Source organism: Brevundimonas sp. FG128 (assembly GCF_057809775.1).
Genome location: NZ_JBMDKP010000003.1, coordinates 580,422 through 596,228, shown reverse-complemented (window position 1 = coordinate 596,228; position 15,807 = coordinate 580,422). Strand labels below are relative to the sequence as shown.

General features: G+C 68.4%; 17 protein-coding genes and 1 tRNA gene. 9 read left to right on the top strand and 9 right to left on the bottom strand.

Annotated features, from left to right (window positions below; translation table 11 throughout):
- Positions 1 to 371: 371 nt before the first annotated feature.
- Positions 372 to 1,268: a hypothetical protein gene (locus tag ACODSC_RS11510; RefSeq protein ID WP_488814049.1), complete on the top strand. Its 897-nt coding sequence runs from the start codon at positions 372 to 374 to the stop codon at positions 1,266 to 1,268.
- A gap of 174 nt (positions 1,269 to 1,442) precedes the next feature.
- Here ACODSC_RS11510 and ACODSC_RS11505 read toward each other — a convergent pair whose 3' ends face one another.
- Entirely contained in the window at positions 1,443 to 2,150 is a 708-nt protein-coding gene (locus ACODSC_RS11505) for a DsbA family oxidoreductase (protein ID WP_488814048.1), read from the bottom strand.
- 66 nt (positions 2,151 to 2,216) lie between these two features.
- A complete protein-coding gene (locus ACODSC_RS11500; protein WP_488814047.1) occupies positions 2,217 to 3,131 on the bottom strand; it encodes a DUF1206 domain-containing protein in 915 nt (304 codons plus the stop codon).
- 132 nt (positions 3,132 to 3,263) lie between these two features.
- Here ACODSC_RS11500 and ACODSC_RS11495 point away from each other — a divergent pair, with 132 nt between their 5' ends.
- Together ACODSC_RS11495 and ACODSC_RS11490 are read left to right on the top strand one after the other, a co-directional pair.
- Positions 3,264 to 3,464, top strand: coding sequence for a hypothetical protein (locus ACODSC_RS11495; RefSeq protein WP_488814045.1), 201 nt, complete (start codon positions 3,264 to 3,266; stop codon positions 3,462 to 3,464).
- Positions 3,465 to 3,583: 119 nt separating this feature from the next.
- Entirely contained in the window at positions 3,584 to 4,261 is a 678-nt protein-coding gene (locus tag ACODSC_RS11490) for a Crp/Fnr family transcriptional regulator (protein ID WP_488814044.1), read from the top strand.
- Here ACODSC_RS11490 and ACODSC_RS11485 read toward each other — a convergent pair.
- The 3 genes from ACODSC_RS11485 to ACODSC_RS11475 are packed head-to-tail and all read right to left on the bottom strand — an operon-like array spanning position 4,258 to position 6,721.
- A complete protein-coding gene (locus ACODSC_RS11485) occupies positions 4,258 to 5,709 on the bottom strand; it encodes an ATP-binding protein (protein WP_488814043.1) in 1,452 nt (483 codons plus the stop codon). The two genes, ACODSC_RS11490 and ACODSC_RS11485, sit on opposite strands and share 4 nt — an antisense overlap.
- Positions 5,706 to 6,386 (bottom strand): response regulator transcription factor, encoded by a 681-nt coding sequence (locus tag ACODSC_RS11480; RefSeq protein WP_488814042.1) that lies wholly within the window; start codon positions 6,384 to 6,386, stop codon positions 5,706 to 5,708. Before ACODSC_RS11480 ends, ACODSC_RS11485 begins: the two co-directional genes overlap by 4 nt.
- Positions 6,386 to 6,721: a hypothetical protein gene (locus ACODSC_RS11475; RefSeq protein ID WP_488814041.1), complete on the bottom strand. Its 336-nt coding sequence runs from the start codon at positions 6,719 to 6,721 to the stop codon at positions 6,386 to 6,388. The genes ACODSC_RS11480 and ACODSC_RS11475 overlap by 1 nt, the downstream gene beginning before the upstream one ends.
- A 219-nt stretch (positions 6,722 to 6,940) precedes the next feature.
- Here ACODSC_RS11475 and ACODSC_RS11470 point away from each other — a divergent pair, with 219 nt between their 5' ends.
- Positions 6,941 to 7,303 carry a hypothetical protein gene (locus ACODSC_RS11470; protein ID WP_488814040.1) on the top strand — a complete coding sequence of 121 codons (363 nt, stop codon included), beginning with the start codon at positions 6,941 to 6,943 and terminating at the stop codon, positions 7,301 to 7,303.
- Between the two features lie 124 nt (positions 7,304 to 7,427).
- On the opposite strand, the gene ACODSC_RS11465 is transcribed toward ACODSC_RS11470, so the two are convergent.
- Positions 7,428 to 7,502 (bottom strand) — tRNA-Val (locus ACODSC_RS11465).
- Positions 7,503 to 7,627: 125 nt separating this feature from the next.
- Positions 7,628 to 7,984 carry a cell cycle two-component system response regulator CpdR gene (gene cpdR, locus ACODSC_RS11460; RefSeq protein WP_017506825.1) on the bottom strand — a complete coding sequence of 119 codons (357 nt, stop codon included), beginning with the start codon at positions 7,982 to 7,984 and terminating at the stop codon, positions 7,628 to 7,630.
- 112 nt (positions 7,985 to 8,096) lie between these two features.
- On the opposite strand from cpdR, the gene ACODSC_RS11455 reads away from it, so the two are divergent.
- Positions 8,097 to 8,924 (top strand): N-formylglutamate amidohydrolase, encoded by an 828-nt coding sequence (locus tag ACODSC_RS11455; protein WP_488814039.1) that lies wholly within the window; start codon positions 8,097 to 8,099, stop codon positions 8,922 to 8,924.
- A 254-nt stretch (positions 8,925 to 9,178) separates the two neighbouring features.
- Here ACODSC_RS11455 and ACODSC_RS11450 read toward each other — a convergent pair whose 3' ends face one another.
- Complete coding sequence (locus ACODSC_RS11450; RefSeq protein ID WP_488814038.1) at positions 9,179 to 9,862, bottom strand: DUF599 domain-containing protein; 684 nt, start codon at positions 9,860 to 9,862, stop codon at positions 9,179 to 9,181.
- A gap of 128 nt (positions 9,863 to 9,990) precedes the next feature.
- Here ACODSC_RS11450 and ppa point away from each other — a divergent pair, with 128 nt between their 5' ends.
- On the top strand, positions 9,991 to 10,551 hold the full coding sequence (gene ppa / locus ACODSC_RS11445) for an inorganic diphosphatase (RefSeq protein WP_488814037.1): 561 nt from the start codon (positions 9,991 to 9,993) through the stop codon (positions 10,549 to 10,551).
- Positions 10,552 to 10,862: 311 nt separating this feature from the next.
- Positions 10,863 to 12,164 (top strand): ATP-dependent protease ATPase subunit HslU, encoded by a 1,302-nt coding sequence (gene hslU / locus ACODSC_RS11440; RefSeq protein ID WP_488814036.1) that lies wholly within the window; start codon positions 10,863 to 10,865, stop codon positions 12,162 to 12,164.
- Here hslU and ACODSC_RS11435 read toward each other — a convergent pair.
- On the bottom strand, positions 12,154 to 13,452 hold the full coding sequence (locus tag ACODSC_RS11435) for a YihY/virulence factor BrkB family protein (RefSeq protein WP_488814034.1): 1,299 nt from the start codon (positions 13,450 to 13,452) through the stop codon (positions 12,154 to 12,156). The two genes, hslU and ACODSC_RS11435, sit on opposite strands and share 11 nt — an antisense overlap.
- 77 nt (positions 13,453 to 13,529) lie before the next feature.
- Here ACODSC_RS11435 and prmC point away from each other — a divergent pair, with 77 nt between their 5' ends.
- Positions 13,530 to 14,441, top strand: coding sequence for a peptide chain release factor N(5)-glutamine methyltransferase (gene prmC, locus ACODSC_RS11430; protein ID WP_488814033.1), 912 nt, complete (start codon positions 13,530 to 13,532; stop codon positions 14,439 to 14,441).
- A 92-nt stretch (positions 14,442 to 14,533) separates the two neighbouring features.
- Entirely contained in the window at positions 14,534 to 15,691 is a 1,158-nt protein-coding gene (locus ACODSC_RS11425; RefSeq protein ID WP_488814032.1) for a zinc-dependent alcohol dehydrogenase, read from the top strand.
- Positions 15,692 to 15,807: the final 116 nt, after the last annotated feature.

The window sequence follows — 15,807 nt, the reverse complement described above, 5'->3', positions numbered from 1 at the left end:
CCGCCGCCGACGCCCCGGCTGCACCGAAGAAGCGCGGCTAGGCTCCCCTCTCCCATTGGGAGAGGGCTTGAGCGTCCGAGAGCGAAGCGATTGGAAACGCGAAAGGGTGAGGGTCGGACCTCGCCGGTGACGCACGACCCTCACCCTTTCGGCTAACGCATCGCTGCGCTCTGCGAGCCTCAAGCCCTCTCCCAACGGGAGAGGGACGGATGCACAGCTAGCGCCTCTCCCTATACACGACCTCCCCTGCCGGCCCGTTGAAATCCCTCAGCTTTCTCGAAATCGACGGCCTCTACCCTATCACGGTCCGGGACGGCCTTAGACTGGGGGCGCGTCCTGGGATCGGGCGTGGGCGACAGCCGGGGGACGGGATGCACGACGATCAGGCCTATGACGACGGCGAGGGCGGCGGGTTCGATGGGCCGCGAGACCCGCTTTACGATGCGGCCACGCAGCAGGGGCTGGATCAGATCCGCGTCCTGCGCGCGGCGGGTCTGGAACAGGCGTATCGCGACGCGCTTCACCTGGACTGCTCTGCGGAGGCCGAGGTGCGGTTCTGGCGCACGCACGGCCTGCCGATGCATCTGTTGCGGCTGCCGGCGCTCGCCGCCTCCGACGCCGTCGCGCGCGACGCCGACCGGGTCCAGAATCGCGGCTATCGCCGCCTGTCGAAAGAGGCCTGGCAGGCGGCAGGCGAGGCCTATCTGGAGGGCGACACGGCCGAGGCGGTCAGCGCCCGTTACGGCATGGGGGTCAGCACCTTCCGCGCCCGCGCCAGGGAGGAAGGCTGGCGGCGCGAGGACCAGGACGATCCCTCTCCCCTGCCTATGGACGACCCCATCGACCTGCCGTTCGAGACGGCGCGGGGCCTGCCCGACTTTGCGGAGATGGCGGCCCACGCCCTGGTGCGGATGGGCCGGGCGATCCAGGCCGGGCGTGCGATGGAGGCGGCGCGGTGGGTGCGGCTGCACGCCCATCTGACCCGCCTGGCGCGCGAGGCGGAGCCGCCGGCTGCCCCGCCTGCTGCAAAACCCGAGCCCAAACCGAAAGAACCCGACATGGCCGAGCGCGCCACGGCCGTCGCCCGGGAGATCGAGGTCATCGCCCTGGAGGCCGCCGCCCTGACGCCCGGCGACTATGCCGGCCGCGACGCCCTGATGGCCCGAGTGGACGCGCTGGACGACCTGAAACCGCCCCCGATTTCAGACGAATTGCACAGTTCAGACGGTGTTTTTGCAGAGGGAGAGTCTGAAACCGACCCGCCGTGATCGTCTCCTCCCCATCGCCTGCGATGGGGAGGGGGACCGCGCCCGCAGGGCGTGGTGGAGGGGCTCTTGACGCCCCACTGACGTCCGTCTTGCGGACACAGCCCCTCCGTCACGGCGCGAAGACGCGCCGCGCCACCTCCCCGTCGCTTCGCGCCAGGGAGGAGACGAACGGGCTCACACCTCCGACGCGATCTTCCTCAGGGCGTCCTCGAACGTCTGGGCCGGCTGGCCGCCGCTGATCAGATATTTGCCCTCCACCACCACGGCGGGGACCGAGGTGATGCCGCGCGACCGCCACAGATCCTCGGACGCCCGCACGTCTTGGGCGTAGCGGCCCGAGGCCAGCACCTCGCCCGCCTCGGCCCGGTCCAGCCCGGCGGCCTCGGCGGCGGCGGTCAGGACCCCGGCGTCGGTCAGGTTGCGGTTCTCGGTGAAGTGGGCGGTGAACAGCGCCTGTTTCAACGCCTTCTGCTTGTCGGGCGCGGTCTCGTGCGCCCAGTGCAGCAGGCGGTGGGCGTCGAAGGTGTTCCAGATGCGGCTGTCGTCGGTCATCCGCATGTCGAAGCCGACCTCGCCTGAAATCGGAGATTTCAGGCTCTTCCAAGCATCTGCGGCCCGCTCGCGGATCATGGCGCGGTTGGCGGCGGACTGCTCAGGCGACGCGCCGTATTTGCGGCCGATGTGTTCGACGATGTTTTCGCCCTCGGGCGCGATCTGAGGGTTCAGCTCGAACGGCTGAAAGGCGATGTCGGCGGCGATCCCCTCGCCCTCCAGCCGCTCCAGCGCCGTCTCCAGCCCACCCAGGCCCACGACGCACCAGGGGCAGACGACGTCGGAAACGAAGTCGATCTTCAGGGTCTTGGTCGGAACGGCTTGGGTCATGGCGCGGCCTTCTGGAACAGCGTGTGTTGCGAAGGATATGGGAAGGCCCCGCGCGGCGCCAAGGCCTCAGCCGATCTTCAAATCCCTCGGCGGCCGGATCCGGCGCCACCGCGCCTCCACAAAGGCGAAGGCGCCGAAGGCCATCAGCCCCGCCGCCGTCAGCCCCAGGATCCACGACCCGCCCGGCTGGGCCTCCAGCGCGTCCAGCGCCGCCGCCGTCGTCGTCACCTCGCCCGAACGCGCGTGCAGCCCCGCCAGAACCACGAACACCCCCAGCGGCAGATAGGCGAACCCCCGCGCCCCATAGCCCGCCCGCGCCAGGGCCGTCGCCGTCCCGCAGAAAGCCTTGGGACAGGCCAGGGCGTCGTCGAAGTCATCCCGGAAGGCTCTCACGATATTGCCGACGCCGACGCCCAGCACCACCAGCCCCGCCCCGATCAGCAGCGCCTCTCCGAACGGCAGGCCCAGCAGAACGGCCGCCTTCTCCTGGTTCTCGGCGACGCTCTCGGCCTGGGCGGCCGAGGCGCTGGTCGCCTCCCCGAACTCGTCCAGATATTCGAACACCCCCGAGGCCAGCACGCCGTAGAACAGGCCGCTGGCCGCCTGCCCCGCCCGTGTCGCCCAGCCCTTCAGGTCCGTCCCCTCGTGGTCGGCGTCGAACACCGCCTGCAGCACCCGCCAGCCGACGAAGGCCCACAGGCCCAGCCCCAGCAGCACCAGCCAGACCTTGCCGAACGGCTGGGCCGCCAGCCAGCCCGCCGCCCCGCTGGTCCCCACCGCCTCGCCGATCCTGTCCGTCGCCGCCAGCAGGGTCAGCGCCCCCGCCGACAGGTAAACGAAGCCCCGCGCGCCGTATCCGACCCGCGCCGCCCACTCGACCAGCGTCGCCAGCCGGGGCGTGCGCCGCGTCACGGGCGCGTGGCGGCGGATCGTCTCGCCCAGATCGGCGGCGGCGCGGCGAAGGGTCTTGGCGGCGGTCATCACGGCTCCGGCGACGGGAAGCTCCACAACGCCGCTGGCGGCCCAAAGGCTCCCGCAACGGCTCCGCTGTGTCGGCTTCCGACAGACGCGGCCGCAGCCATACCGTTACGGTTGCGCGTTCAGGAGCCGATCGTGCGCATCTACGAGTTTCACTTCTTCGACGGGGCCGACCGCCGCCCCCTGCTCGACTTCTTCGACGGCGCCGACGACGACGCCGCAGTCGCCGCCGCCCGCCTGCGGCTGGCCGACCACGCCTCGTGCCACGGCGTCGAGGTCCACGAAGGCGACCGCCTCGTCGCCCGCATCGAAAGGCCATCGCACGCCTCGGTGTGAGCGCCACCGTACATATCTCGGTAAAATCAAGCTTTTTCCCCAAGAACCGTTCGTCGATACGGCAACGCTGTGTCGGGTTCCGACAGACGAGAGGCGCGGATCGCCTTATGCGCGAACTCATGCGCAGCCTCCCCCCGGGCAACCGGTTGATCCACGGCCTGGAACCCGACGACCGCGACGCCCTTCTGGCGATCGCCACGCCCGTTGAATTCGCGCTGGGTCAGGTCTTCAACGAGCCCGACGACATCGTCGAACACCTCTATTTCATCGACAGCGGCTTCTGTTCCTCCGTGGCGGTGCTCGAGGACGGCCGCACCGTGGAGACGGTGATGATCGGGCGCGAGGGCGTGCTGGGCGTCGTCGCCTCGGTCGTGCCGCACCACGCCCACACCCGCAGCGTGGCCCAGGTCGCAGGCACGGCCCGCCGCGTGGAGGCCGCGCGCTTTCGGGCGCTCTCAGCCCAGCGCCCGGGCGTCCGCGACGCCGTGGGCGACTACATGGCCCGGTTGCAGGGCGAGTTGGAGCAATCAACCGCCTGCAACGCCCTGCACCACGCCGGCCAGCGCTTCGCCAAATGGCTGCTTCGGTGTCATGACCGGGTCGAGGGCGACACCCTGAACCTGACGCAGGAGTATCTGGCCTCCATGCTGGGCTCGCAGCGCAGCACGGTGAACGAGGCCGCCCAGGGTCTGCAGAAGGCCGGCGCCATCGCCTATTCGCGCGGTCGCATCACCGTGCTTGACCGGGTCGCCTTGGAACGGGTCGCCTGCGAATGCTACCAGCGGGGCGGCGTCTAGCGGCGCGCATCCGTCTGGGCGGCGGGCAGTTCCAGCACCGCCTTCAGCCCGCCCATGTCGCTGTCGCCCAGGGTCAGCCGCCCGCCATAGGCCCGCGTCAAATCGTCGACGATCGACAGGCCCAGGCCCGATCCCGGCGCGCTCTCGTCCAGCCGGGCGCCGCGCTTCATGACCGTGTCGCGCTGATCGGCGGGCAGGCCGGGGCCGTCGTCCTCGACCACAACGATCATCTGGCCCAGACCGCTCTCGCCGGCGGAGATGCGGACCCGGCGCTTGCTGAACTTGGCGGCGTTCTCGATCAGATTGCCCAGGATCTCCTGCAGGTCCTGCCGCTCGCCCAGGAAGGCCAGTTCGTCTGGCGCGCGCCAGTCGATCTCCACGTCCTTGGACCGGAACACCTGTTCGATCATGACCGCCAGTTCGTCCAGCACCTCGGGCACCGGCGTCGTCTCGCCCAAGCCGTGGGCGGCGCGGGCGGCGGCGCGGGCGCGACGCAGGTGGTGATCGACCTGGCCCTGCATGACCTTGGTCTGGCGCCGCACCAGTTCGGGCAGGTCGCCGGCGGTCGTTCCCGCCTCGGCCAGCATGACCGACAGCGGCGTCTTCAGCGCGTGGGCCAGATTGCCGACGTGGGTGCGCTGGCGCTCCACCACCTCCTGGTTATGGTCCAGCAGGCGGTTGACCTGTTCGGCGAGGGGCTGGATTTCCTGCGGATAGGACCGGCCGATCCGCGCCGCCTTGCCCATCCGGACGGCGGCGATTTCGTTGCGCAGGTCGAACAGGGGTCGCAGGCCGATCCGCACCTGAATGAAGACCGCCGCCACCAGGCCCAGGCCCAGGATCAGCAAAGCAACCCAGGTGACGCGCGCGAACTGGCGGGTGTCGGCGTCCACCTCGGACCGGTCGATGGCGGCGATGAAGATGACCGGATGTTCGTGTCTGGGGATGGACTTCATGCTGGCGGCGACCCGCAGGGGTTCGCGCGTCGCGGCGTCGTCCTTGGGCCCGACGGTGTTGAAGGTGAGCACATCCCCGAACGCCTCGTCCAGCCGCCCCGGCAGGTCCGCCGGCAGGGCGAGGTCATAGCTCCACAGCGAGGTGGACCGCGCGATGCTGACCAGCCGGCCGTCCGGCCGAACCTCCATGATCTGCCAGTATTTGCCCGACAGCAGGCGCAGCGTCCGCGCGTCCTGGATCTGGGGCACGATCGCGTCCTGGGGCGTACGGCTGGCGGCGACTACGATCTCGTCGATGGTCTCGTTCAGCATATTGCCCAGTCGGCGCAGCGCCGATTCCTGGAAGGCCTGGGTCAGGACCAGGGCGGCGATGGCCAGGGCGATCAGGATCCAGGCCGAGGCCAGCCAGATCAGCCGTCGGGTCAGCGAGCGACCAGGCCGCCCGAACCAGCGACCCCAATCCTGGCGCCTGGAAGCCGACGCCTCGGTCACGCCGCTTCGGATTCGCCCGCCAGAGGCGTCAGCCGATAGCCGAGGCCGCGCACGGTCTCGATCCGGTCCGGCCCGACCTTTTTGCGCACCCGCCCGATGAAGACCTCGATGGTGTTGGAATCCCGGTCGAAGTCCTGATCGTATAGGTGCTCGACCAGTTCGGTGCGGCTGATGACCCGGCCCTGGTGCATCATCATGTAATGGAGCAGCCGGTATTCCAGCGAGGTCAGGCGCAGGGGTTCGCCATTGACGCTGGCCCGCGCCGCGCGCGGATCCAGCCGCAGGCCGCCGCAAGCCAACGTCGCAGAAGCGATGCCGGCCGAGCGGCGCAGCAGGGCGCGCAGCCGCGCCAACAGTTCCTCGGTATGGAAGGGTTTGGTCAGATAGTCGTCGGCGCCGGCGTCGAAGCCCGCCACCTTGTCCGACCACGAGCCGCGCGCCGTCAGGATGAGGACAGGCGTCGTCTTGCCCTCGCGCCGCCAGCGCTCCAGCACCGACACGCCGTCGATCTTGGGCAGGCCCAAATCCAGGACGATGACGTCATAGGGTTCGTTCTCGCCCAGATAATGAGCTTCCTCACCATCCGGGGCGTGGTCCACGGCATAGCCCGCGTCGCCCAGCGCCGCCTTCAGCTGACGCGACAGGTCCGCGTCGTCCTCGACCAGAAGCACGCGCATCAGTTGGGCCTGCGACGCTGGTTGTCGTTGTTGTCAGGGCGCGCTTGGCCCGTGCGGCCGTCGACCACGACCTCGCGCACGCGACCGTCCCGCTCGACCAGAACGGAATAGTTGCCGTCGCGACGCGGCTGGGTGTCGATCGGGCGACCCCGACCGGCCTCGCCGCCGCGACGACGCGCTTCGTCGGGACTGACGCGGGGAGCCGGTCGGTCCTGCGACTGCTGGCGTTGATCGCGCGACTGGGCGACCGCCTGCGTCGATACGACGGGCGCGAAGGCCAGGGCCAATGCCAGGGCCGGGGGGGCGAAGATGAGGCTGGCGGGTTTGCGGGACATGGCGACCGATCTAGTCCCATCCATCTGAACAGGCGCTGAATAGGTCGTATAGTTTAAAGCGGCCTATGCGCCAAACCGGCGAACGGCGATCCTGTCGTCTTTCTCATTAAGATGAACCGAACCTGATCGCGACTGTTCAGAAACGGCTCAGCCGCCGGATGGTCCTCTGTCCTCATCGCTGGTCACCCCGACCGGCGCAGAGATTTCGAGGAGATCGTCATGCGCAAGTTCATCGTTCCCGCCATCGTCCTGGCCGCCGCCTCGGTCGCCGCTCCCTCCTTCGCCCAATCCTACCACCGTCCGCCCGCAGTCCAGCCCGCCGGCTATGGTTCGTGGCAGTCGATCAACGCCCGCCAGGCCAATCTGGACCGCCGCATCGATCAGGGCGTCCGCAACGGTCAGATCAGCCGCCGTGAAGCCACCCGCCTCCGCGGCGAATTCAGCAGCCTGCTGCGACTGGAGGCCAACTATCGTCGTGGCGGCTTGACGGCCTGGGAGCGGACCGACCTGGATCGTCGCTTCGACCGCCTGTCGGCCCAGATCCGCAACGAGCGCCGCGACCGCGACAACCGTCGCGGCTGACGAAAAGCCTCGGCTGGGCTGCCCCGCCCCGCCGAGGCGCTCTTGCAAGCCCGTTGAAACATGCGCGAAGCCCCTCGGACAAATCCGACGGGCGTGAAAGTCATGACGTTTTCAGAGAAGGAAATGGTGGACGCGACAGGGATTGAACCTGTGACCCCCTCGATGTCAACGAGGTGCTCTCCCGCTGAGCTACGCATCCGCCGTAGGGCTCCGAAAAACGTCTTCGGAGCGGGAAGAGCGGTCGTATAGCGGCGAGGCTGGCCTGCATCAAGCCGATTTCACGGCGAGAACAAGATTTCTCGCCAAACGCCGCTCAGCCCTTGATCAGGCCGCGACCATCCGTTCGACCTCGTTGACCAGGTCGCGCAGGTGCACGGGTTTGGACAGGACCTTGGCGTCCGGCGTGGCCTGGGCGGCGGTCAGGGCCACGGCGGCGAAGCCGGTGATGAACATGATGCGCAGGCCCGGCTGGCGGGCGGCGGCGACGCGGGCCACTTCGATCCCGTCGGCGCCCGGCATGACGATGTCGGTCAGCAGCAGGTCGTAGGGGCCGTGTTCCAGGGCGTCGATGGCGTCGTCGCCGTTCTCACAGTCGATGACCTGATGACCCGCCCGCTCCAGCGCCCGGGTCAAAAACCCGCGCAACGAACCGTCGTCTTCGGCCAGGAGGATACGCGCCATTCGAAAAACATCCTTGAGACAGACGAGCAGCCTAGGCGCACATCCGTAAACCACCCATGAAATTCACCGGACGGCCGACTTCCTTCCACAGCGAAACCCGCTATGCGAAGGCATGACCGACGGCGGCGACAGCTTTTCGATCACGGCGCCGTCGCCGGATGCGCCCGCGACGGCGCTGGTCTTCGCCTCGCCCCATTCGGGCGACCGCTATCCCCAGGACATGGGCGCCGCGCCCGGCCTGACCGAGGCCAGCCTGAGAAGCGCCGAGGACGCCCTCGTGGGACAGTTGGTCGCGGAAGGTCCGCGTGTTGGCGCGCCGTTGATTGAAGGGCGGATCGGCCGGGCCTATGTCGATCTGAACCGCGACCCCGACGAACTGGATCCGGCCTTGGTCGATGGGCTGGAGGGGCCAGTGGGCGCCAAGACGGCCGCCGGTTACGGCGTGGTGCCGCGGTTGGCGGGGGACGGCGCGGCGCTGTACGACCGTCGCCTGACGCTGGCGGAGGCGCATAGGCGGATCGAGACGGCGCATCGGCCCTATCACCAGGCTCTGGCCGGCCTGATGGAGACGACGCGGGCGCGCCACGGTCGGGCCGTGCTGATCGACTGGCATTCCATGCCGACGCGGGCGGTGGGGGCCGAGGTGGTGCTGGGCGACCGTTACGGCTCGGCCTGCAGCGCGCGGCTCAGCCGGCGGCTGCGCGAGCTTTTCGAGGGGCTGGGGTGGCGGGTGGCGCAGAACCATCCCTACGCCGGGGGCTGGTCCACCCAATGCTGGGGTCGGCCAGATGAGGGCTATGAGGCGATCCAGATCGAGATCAGCCGGCGGCTGTATCTGGATGAGGCGACGCAAAAGCCCGGCGCGACCTACGCCGCGACGCAGAAGGCCCTCTCGCGGGTGATCGCCGCCCTGTGCGCCGAGCCCTGGACCGCGCCCTGACTGATCGCTGATCAGATCAAAAAAAAGCCGCACCCGAGGGTGCGGCATTAAAAGTCTATAGGGAGGAAACGCCCAGGAAGGGCAAGACGCCCGGAGGCGTCGAAGGTCAATCTAGGTTGCGATGCACAATGGGTCAAGCCCGTTATGAGTCTTTCCGGTCACGCCGTGTTACGCAAATGCGGCGTTGTTAGCGATAACATGGCCGTTGGCGGGCAGAAGTTCGTCGCCGCCCATCTCGCAAGTGCGAAATAGCCCTATTCCCCGAGAATTCGACGCGCGGCGCGGATGGCGCGCGCGGCCGGCGACGCCTCCTGGCGATAGATCAGCAGGCCGAACGAGGACGCCACCCCCAGCGCCAGCCACAGCGGTCCGAATAGCCAGGCCGCCGCCGCCAGGGCGAAATAATAGCCTCGCACCCCCTGGCTGAACGCGCTGAGCGCGGGATTCAGCAACTGGCCCGCCGCCTCGCTGAAGGCCTTGCGGTCGGTGTTGGAATGCAGTTCGGGCGCCGCGCCGATCAGGGCCAGGGTGTAGTTCATCTGGCGCAGCGCCCAGATGAAGTCGAGAAAGCCACGCGCCAGACAGATCAGCACCAGGGCCAGCTTGGCCTCCAGGATCTTCATCGGCACATTCTCGGCCCCGACGGCGGCGAACCCCTGAAGCGCGCTCTCGCCGCCGAACAATATGCCCCCCACCGCCGCGATCAGCAGCAGGTTGGTCGAGGCGAAGAAGGAGGCCGAGTTGATCGAATGGCCCATCAGCTGGCTGTCGATCAGCTTCATCTCGCGGTGGGTCATGGACTGCATCCACACCGCGCGGACATGCTCCATGTCGTTGTTCAGCGAACCGCCCCGCCGGCTGATGAAGGCCAGTATGGGGCTGTACCCCAGCCAGCAGATGAAAAAGAGCGCCAGGGCGGCCCAGTCGATCAGCGTCATGTCCAAGGTGTCCGCGATGATGCGGCCGGACGCAAGCCTGTCCGCCGCATGTCGCGCTTGCCGTTGCGGGCTGGTAGGCTTATCACGCCTCGCCTTTTCGAATTTCGCAGTCGCAGCAAAGATCCGCCATGAACCTTGACGCCATTCCGGTCGGCCCCAACGCTCCCTGGGACATCAACGTCATCATCGAGATCCCGCAGGGCGGCCTGCCGGTGAAATACGAGATGGACAAGGCGTCCGGCGCCCTGTTCGTCGACCGCTTCCTGCACACCGCCATGTACTATCCGGGCAACTACGGCTTCATCCCGCATACCCTGTCGGACGACGGCGACCCCTGCGACGTGATCGTGCTGAACCCGACGCCGGTCGTTCCGGGCTGCGTCATCCGCTCGCGCCCCATCGGCGTGCTGAAGATGACGGACGAGGCCGGCGGCGACGAGAAGATCCTGGCCGTGCCGGTCGACAAGCTGAACCCCTACTACACCGAGATCGCCAGCTATCGTCAGCTGCCGGCCATCCTGATCGAGCAGATCGAGCACTTCTTCACCCGCTACAAGGACCTGGAAAAGGGCAAGTCGGTCACGGTCCAGGGCTGGGGCGACGCCGGCGAAGCCGCCGACCTGATCGCGGCAGGCATGAAGGCCCACCAGGACAAGCTGGCCAAGACCAAGACCGCCAACGCCGCCTGATCTGGCGACATCGGCTGACGCATCAAAGGCGCCCTCATGCTGGAGGGCGCCTTTTTGCTGGTCGGGAGACGGCCCAATCTCACGTCTCCTCCCTGCGAAGCGGGGAGGTGCCGCGGCGCGTCTTCGCGCTGTGACGGAGGGGCTCTCAACGCATCACAGGCGCCTGTGGGACTTCAACAGCCCCTCCACCGCTGCGCGGTCCCCCTCCCCGCTTCGCAGGGAGGAGACGTGAGGTCGAAGCCCGACCCAGATTGCGCAACGCGACGCCCTGCCCTCTCCCGCTCCGCTTCACGACCACCTATCTGCACCACATGACCGAACTGACCCCCCGCGAGATCGTCTCCGAACTGGATCGCTATATCGTCGGCCAGGACGACGCCAAGCGCGCCGTGGCCGTGGCCCTTCGCAATCGCTGGCGTCGCAAGCGCGTGCCCGAGGATCTGCGCGACGAGGTGACGCCCAAGAACATCCTGATGATCGGCCCGACCGGCGTCGGCAAGACCGAGATCGCCCGGCGTCTGGCGCGGCTGGCGGGGTCGCCCTTCCTGAAGGTCGAGGCGACCAAGTTCACCGAGGTCGGCTATGTCGGCCGCGACGTGGACCAGATCGTGCGTGACCTGGTCGAGAGCGCCCTGGTCATGGTGCGCGATCGGCGGCGCGGCGAGGTACGGGCGCGCGCCGAGGCCGCCGCCGAGGACCGGATCCTGGACGCCCTGGTCGGACCGGGGGCGGGCCCGGCGACGCGCGACAGCTTCAGGAAGAAGCTGCGGGCCGGAGAGCTGGACGACAAGGAGATCGAGATCACCCTGGCCGACACCGCCTCGCCCATCCAGGGCCTGGACATTCCCGGCGCCGGCAACGTCGGCCTGCTGAACCTGTCGGATATGCTGGGCAAGATGGGCGGCGGACGCACCAAAACGGTCAAGCTGACCGTGCGCGACGCGACCACGCCCCTGATCGCCGAGGAGGGCGACAAGCTGCTGGACCAGGACAGCCTGACGAGCGAGGCCCTGCTGCTGGCAGAGAACGAGGGCATCGTCTTCCTGGACGAGATCGACAAGGTGGCGGCGCAGAAGGATCGCGGCGGCGCCGACATCAGCCGCGAGGGCGTTCAGCGCGACCTGCTGCCGCTGATCGAGGGGACCACCGTCTCCACCAAATACGGGCCGGTGAAGACCGACCATGTGCTGTTCATCGCCTCGGGCGCCTTCCACGTCGCCAAGCCGTCGGACCTGCTGCCCGAGCTGCAGGGCCGGCTGCCGATCCGGGTCGAGCTGAAGGCCCTGACGCGCGACGACTTCAAACGCATCCTGACCGAGCCCGAGGCCAATCTGATCCGTCAGAACCAGGCCCTGCTGGCGACCGAGGACGTGACCCTGACCTTCACTGACGACGCGGTCGAGGCCATGGCCGATGCGGCGGTGGCGGCCAACAGCGCCATCGAGAACATCGGCGCGCGCCGGCTTCAGACCGTGATGGAGCGGGTGCTGGAGGAGACCAGCTTCAAGGCCTCGGACCTGTCGGGCCAGACCGTGGCCTTCGACGGCGATGCGGTGCGCGAGAAGATGGACGCCCTGACCAAGGACGTCGATCTGAGCCGCTTCATTCTTTGACGGACTGGCCGTCGCGGTGGACGCGGCGACGCAGCAGCCGGTCAGCGACGGCCTCCGCCTGACGCTGGGTGAAGGCCAGGGCGGCGGGGTTGCCGCGCCGGGCGCCGACGCTGTCGGCCACCATGGCGCCCCGCTCGCCGATCGGCTGGGGCTTGCCGGTGGTGGTGTCGATGGCGGTCTGGTGCTCGATCTCGGCGTTCAGCGCCGCGCCCATCAGGATCAGCTGCACCGACAGCCAGGTCCACAGCAGAAAGCCCATGGTCGCCGCCAGCGGGCCGTAGCTGTCGGTTCGCACGAAGGTGTTCAGATACCAGCTGAAGGCCAGCGAAAGACTGACGCTGAGGGTGGCCGAGAACAGGGCGCCGGGCGTCAGCCAGCGCCAGCGCGCGTTCTGGCGGCACGGGCCGTAGCGATAGATGCCCATCAGGGCCAGCACATAGCCGGCGAACAGCAGCGGCCAACGCAAGGGGGCGAACAGGCCCCACTCCTCCTCCAGCCCGAACAGCCGCACCACCACCGGAACGCCGACGACCAGGCCCGAGGTCACGATCACCGCCAGTATGGCCCCCACGGTGAAGGCCAGGCACATCAGGTTGTAGCGGACGATGTTGCGCTTCTCGACCTCATGGTAGGCGACGTTCAGGCCGTAGAACAGCATCTTCACCGCTCCGCTGGCGGTCCACAGCGACAGGGCCAGGGTCCAGATCAGGGTGAAGGTCAGCTGGGTGCTGGAGTTCTCGGCCAGGCGGCGCATCTGCTCGCCCAGGAACTCGGCGATGCTGCCGGGCATCAGGGCGTAGAGGAACTGCAGCCGGCCCCAGGCGTCGGCCGGGTCGGCGAACAGGCCATAGAGGGTCACGAACGAGCCCAGCAGGGGGAACAGCGACAGCAGGGTGAAGAAGGTCACGCCCCCGGCGACGAAGCCCACCCGGTTGCCGAAATAGGAGGCGCCGGCGCGCCAGACGATGTCGGTCCAGCCCCGGCGCGGGATGTGATGCGGGCGCTCGGCCAGGCGGCCGCGGCCCGGCTCCTTGGCTTCGTAGTCGGCGGGCGTCGGCGGGGCGGGCGGCAGGATTTCGGGGCGGGGCGGCCGCAGCTCGACCCCGACCTTGTGGCCCTGGGTGTAGAGGACGTGCGCGGCCCCGGCGCCGGCCATCAGCCCCCCGGCCGCTGCGGCCACATAGCGCCAGATCCCGCCGCCTGCGCCACTCCTGACACGCGCCGACGACGGGCGCAGGGACGACAGGCTGCGGGCGAGGGGACGCCGGGGGGACTTGCGGTCGGACATGGTCAGGCGAACGGTATAGCTGTCAGCCCGTTCCGCAAATGCTTGAAATCGGCGCCCGCGCGGGCCAATCAACGCTCATGACCGACCCGATCTCTCCTAAGCCCGTCGATGATGCGCCCACCCTGCTGACCGCGTGGAAGGCCGCCCAGGCCAGGCTGAAGACCGGCCGCATCGACAGCCCCGCCATCGACGCCCGCCTGCTGCTGGAGGCCGCCGCCGGCGCCAGCCGCATGGACATCCTGACAGACCCCTACCGCGTCATCACCGACGACCAGCTGGGCGCCTATGAGGCCATGGTCGAGCGCCGCCTGAGGCGCGAGCCGGTGTCGCGCATCATCGGCAAGAAGGGGTTCTGGAAGATCATGCTGAACGTCACCCCCGACGTCCTCAGCCCCCGGCCCGACACCGAGACCCTGATGGACGTGTCCATGCTGGCCTTCGCCCGCAACGAGGCCTTCGAGGCCATCGACCTGGGGACCGGCTCGGGCGCGATCCTGCTGGCGCTGCTGGCCGAGCGGCCGGCGGCCAAGGGCGTCGGCACCGACATCTCGTCGGAGGCCTTGGCCGTGGCCAAGGAGAATGCGGCCAACCTGGACCTGAACGACCGCGCCGTGTTCCTGCGCACCGAATGGGCGGCGGGCTTCGGCGACGCCAGCTTCGACCTGGTCCTGTCCAACCCGCCCTATATCCCCACCGACCATATCGCGACCCTGGACCCCGAGGTCCGCGACCACGACCCGCACCTGGCCCTGGACGGCGGCCCCGACGGCCTGCAGGCCTATCGCGACCTGGCGCCCGAGGTGAAACGCATCCTGAAGCCGGGCGGCGTCTTCGCCGTCGAGATCGGCTGGGACCAAGGGCCCCAGGTCAAGGAACTGTTCGAGGCCGCCGGCTTCACCGACGTCAAGATCATCAAGGACCTGGGCGAACGCGACCGCGTCATCACCAACGGCCCGGACCCGAGGACCAACCCGATCCCCAAGGACTGATTTTCGAACGGTAACGCTTTGATTTTAAAGCGGGGCCTTAGGAACCGCGCCCGCACAGCCGGATTGATCCCACTCAGATTGGGAGATCCGACATGAAGGCGTTGTGCTGGCACGGCAAGGGCGACATCCGCTGCGAGGAGGTGCCCGATCCCACCATCGAGGACGGCCGCGACGCCGTCATCCGCGTGACCAGCTGCGCCATCTGCGGCTCGGACCTGCACCTGTACGGCGGCTACGTGCCCGGCATGAAGCACGGCGACGTCATGGGCCACGAGACGATGGGCGAGGTCGTCGCCGTCGGCAAGGACAACGACAAGCTCAAGGTCGGCGACCGCGTCGTGGTGCCCTTCACCATCAGCTGCGGCGACTGCAAGATGTGCCGCGCCAGCCTGTTCAGCCTGTGCCAGCGCTCCAATCCGAACGGCGCCGAACAGGCCAAACAGACCGGCTATCCGACCGCCGGCCTGTACGGCTACAGCGAAATGTACGGCGGGTTCGCCGGGGGCCAGGCCGAGTATCTGCGCATCCCCTACGCCGACGTCGGACCGATCAAGGTGCCCGAGGGTCTGACCGACGACCAGGTCCTGTTCCTGTCCGACATCTTCCCGACCGGATGGATGGCGGCCGAGAACTGCAACATCCAGCCGGGCCAGACCATACTGGTGTTCGGCTGCGGGCCGGTGGGCCAGTTCGCCATTCGCAGCGCCTTCATGATGGGCGCCGGCCGCGTCATCGCCATTGACCAGGTGCCCGAACGGCTGGCCCTGGCCCAGGCGGCGGGCGCCGAGACCCTCGACTTTTCCGAGGGCGACCTGCAGGAACGGATCAAGGCCCTGACCAACGGCGAAGGCCCCGATGCGGTGATCGAGGCCGTGGGCCTGGAAAGCCACGGCTCGGGCAGCCTGATGGAGAAGGTCCAGGAGACCGTCGCCGGCAAGCTGGAGCGCCCCTATGCGCTGAACGAAGCCATCGTGGCCTGCAAGCCCGGCGGGACCATCAGCCTGCCCGGCGTCTTCGTCGGCATGGTTCCCACGATGCTGGGCGCCTTCATCGGCAAGGCCCTGACGCTCAAGACCGGCCAGACCCACGTGCAGCGCTACCTTGAGCCCCTGATGAAGAAGGTCCTCGACGGCGACATCGACCCCAGCTTCCTGATCACCCACAAGATCGGGCTGGAAGACGGACCCGACGCCTACAAGACCTTCCAGGAGAAGAAGGACGGCTGCATCAAGGTGGTCATCAACCCGTAGGTCGCGGGCGCGCGACGGCGCGGAGACCGGAGGCCCCCGTGGAAACGCGGGGGCCTTTTCGCAGTGCTAGACCGAGCTATTGGGACGACATTCCACCAGTGGAGTTCGTCTGATTA

Bases quoted from the DNA above. Each gene is read 5' to 3' on its own strand.
- ACODSC_RS11510 (WP_488814049.1), top strand. From the start codon at position 372: ATGCACGACGATCAGGCCTATGACGACGGCGAGGGCGGCGGGTTCGAT.
- ACODSC_RS11470 (WP_488814040.1), top strand. From the start codon at position 6,941: ATGCGCAAGTTCATCGTTCCCGCCATCGTCCTGGCCGCCGCCTCGGTC.
- ACODSC_RS11500 (WP_488814047.1), bottom strand. From the start codon at position 3,131: ATGACCGCCGCCAAGACCCTTCGCCGCGCCGCCGCCGATCTGGGCGAG.
- hslU (WP_488814036.1), top strand. From the start codon at position 10,863: ATGACCGAACTGACCCCCCGCGAGATCGTCTCCGAACTGGATCGCTAT.
- prmC (WP_488814033.1), top strand. From the start codon at position 13,530: ATGACCGACCCGATCTCTCCTAAGCCCGTCGATGATGCGCCCACCCTG.
- ACODSC_RS11505 (WP_488814048.1), bottom strand. From the start codon at position 2,150: ATGACCCAAGCCGTTCCGACCAAGACCCTGAAGATCGACTTCGTTTCC.
- ACODSC_RS11450 (WP_488814038.1), bottom strand. From the start codon at position 9,862: ATGACGCTGATCGACTGGGCCGCCCTGGCGCTCTTTTTCATCTGCTGG.
- ppa (WP_488814037.1), top strand. From the start codon at position 9,991: ATGAACCTTGACGCCATTCCGGTCGGCCCCAACGCTCCCTGGGACATC.
- ACODSC_RS11475 (WP_488814041.1), bottom strand. From the start codon at position 6,721: ATGTCCCGCAAACCCGCCAGCCTCATCTTCGCCCCCCCGGCCCTGGCA.
- cpdR (WP_017506825.1), bottom strand. From the start codon at position 7,984: ATGGCGCGTATCCTCCTGGCCGAAGACGACGGTTCGTTGCGCGGGTTT.
- ACODSC_RS11455 (WP_488814039.1), top strand. From the start codon at position 8,097: ATGACCGACGGCGGCGACAGCTTTTCGATCACGGCGCCGTCGCCGGAT.
- ACODSC_RS11425 (WP_488814032.1), top strand. From the start codon at position 14,534: ATGAAGGCGTTGTGCTGGCACGGCAAGGGCGACATCCGCTGCGAGGAG.
- ACODSC_RS11490 (WP_488814044.1), top strand. From the start codon at position 3,584: ATGCGCAGCCTCCCCCCGGGCAACCGGTTGATCCACGGCCTGGAACCC.
- ACODSC_RS11480 (WP_488814042.1), bottom strand. From the start codon at position 6,386: ATGCGCGTGCTTCTGGTCGAGGACGACGCGGACCTGTCGCGTCAGCTG.
- ACODSC_RS11435 (WP_488814034.1), bottom strand. From the start codon at position 13,452: ATGTCCGACCGCAAGTCCCCCCGGCGTCCCCTCGCCCGCAGCCTGTCG.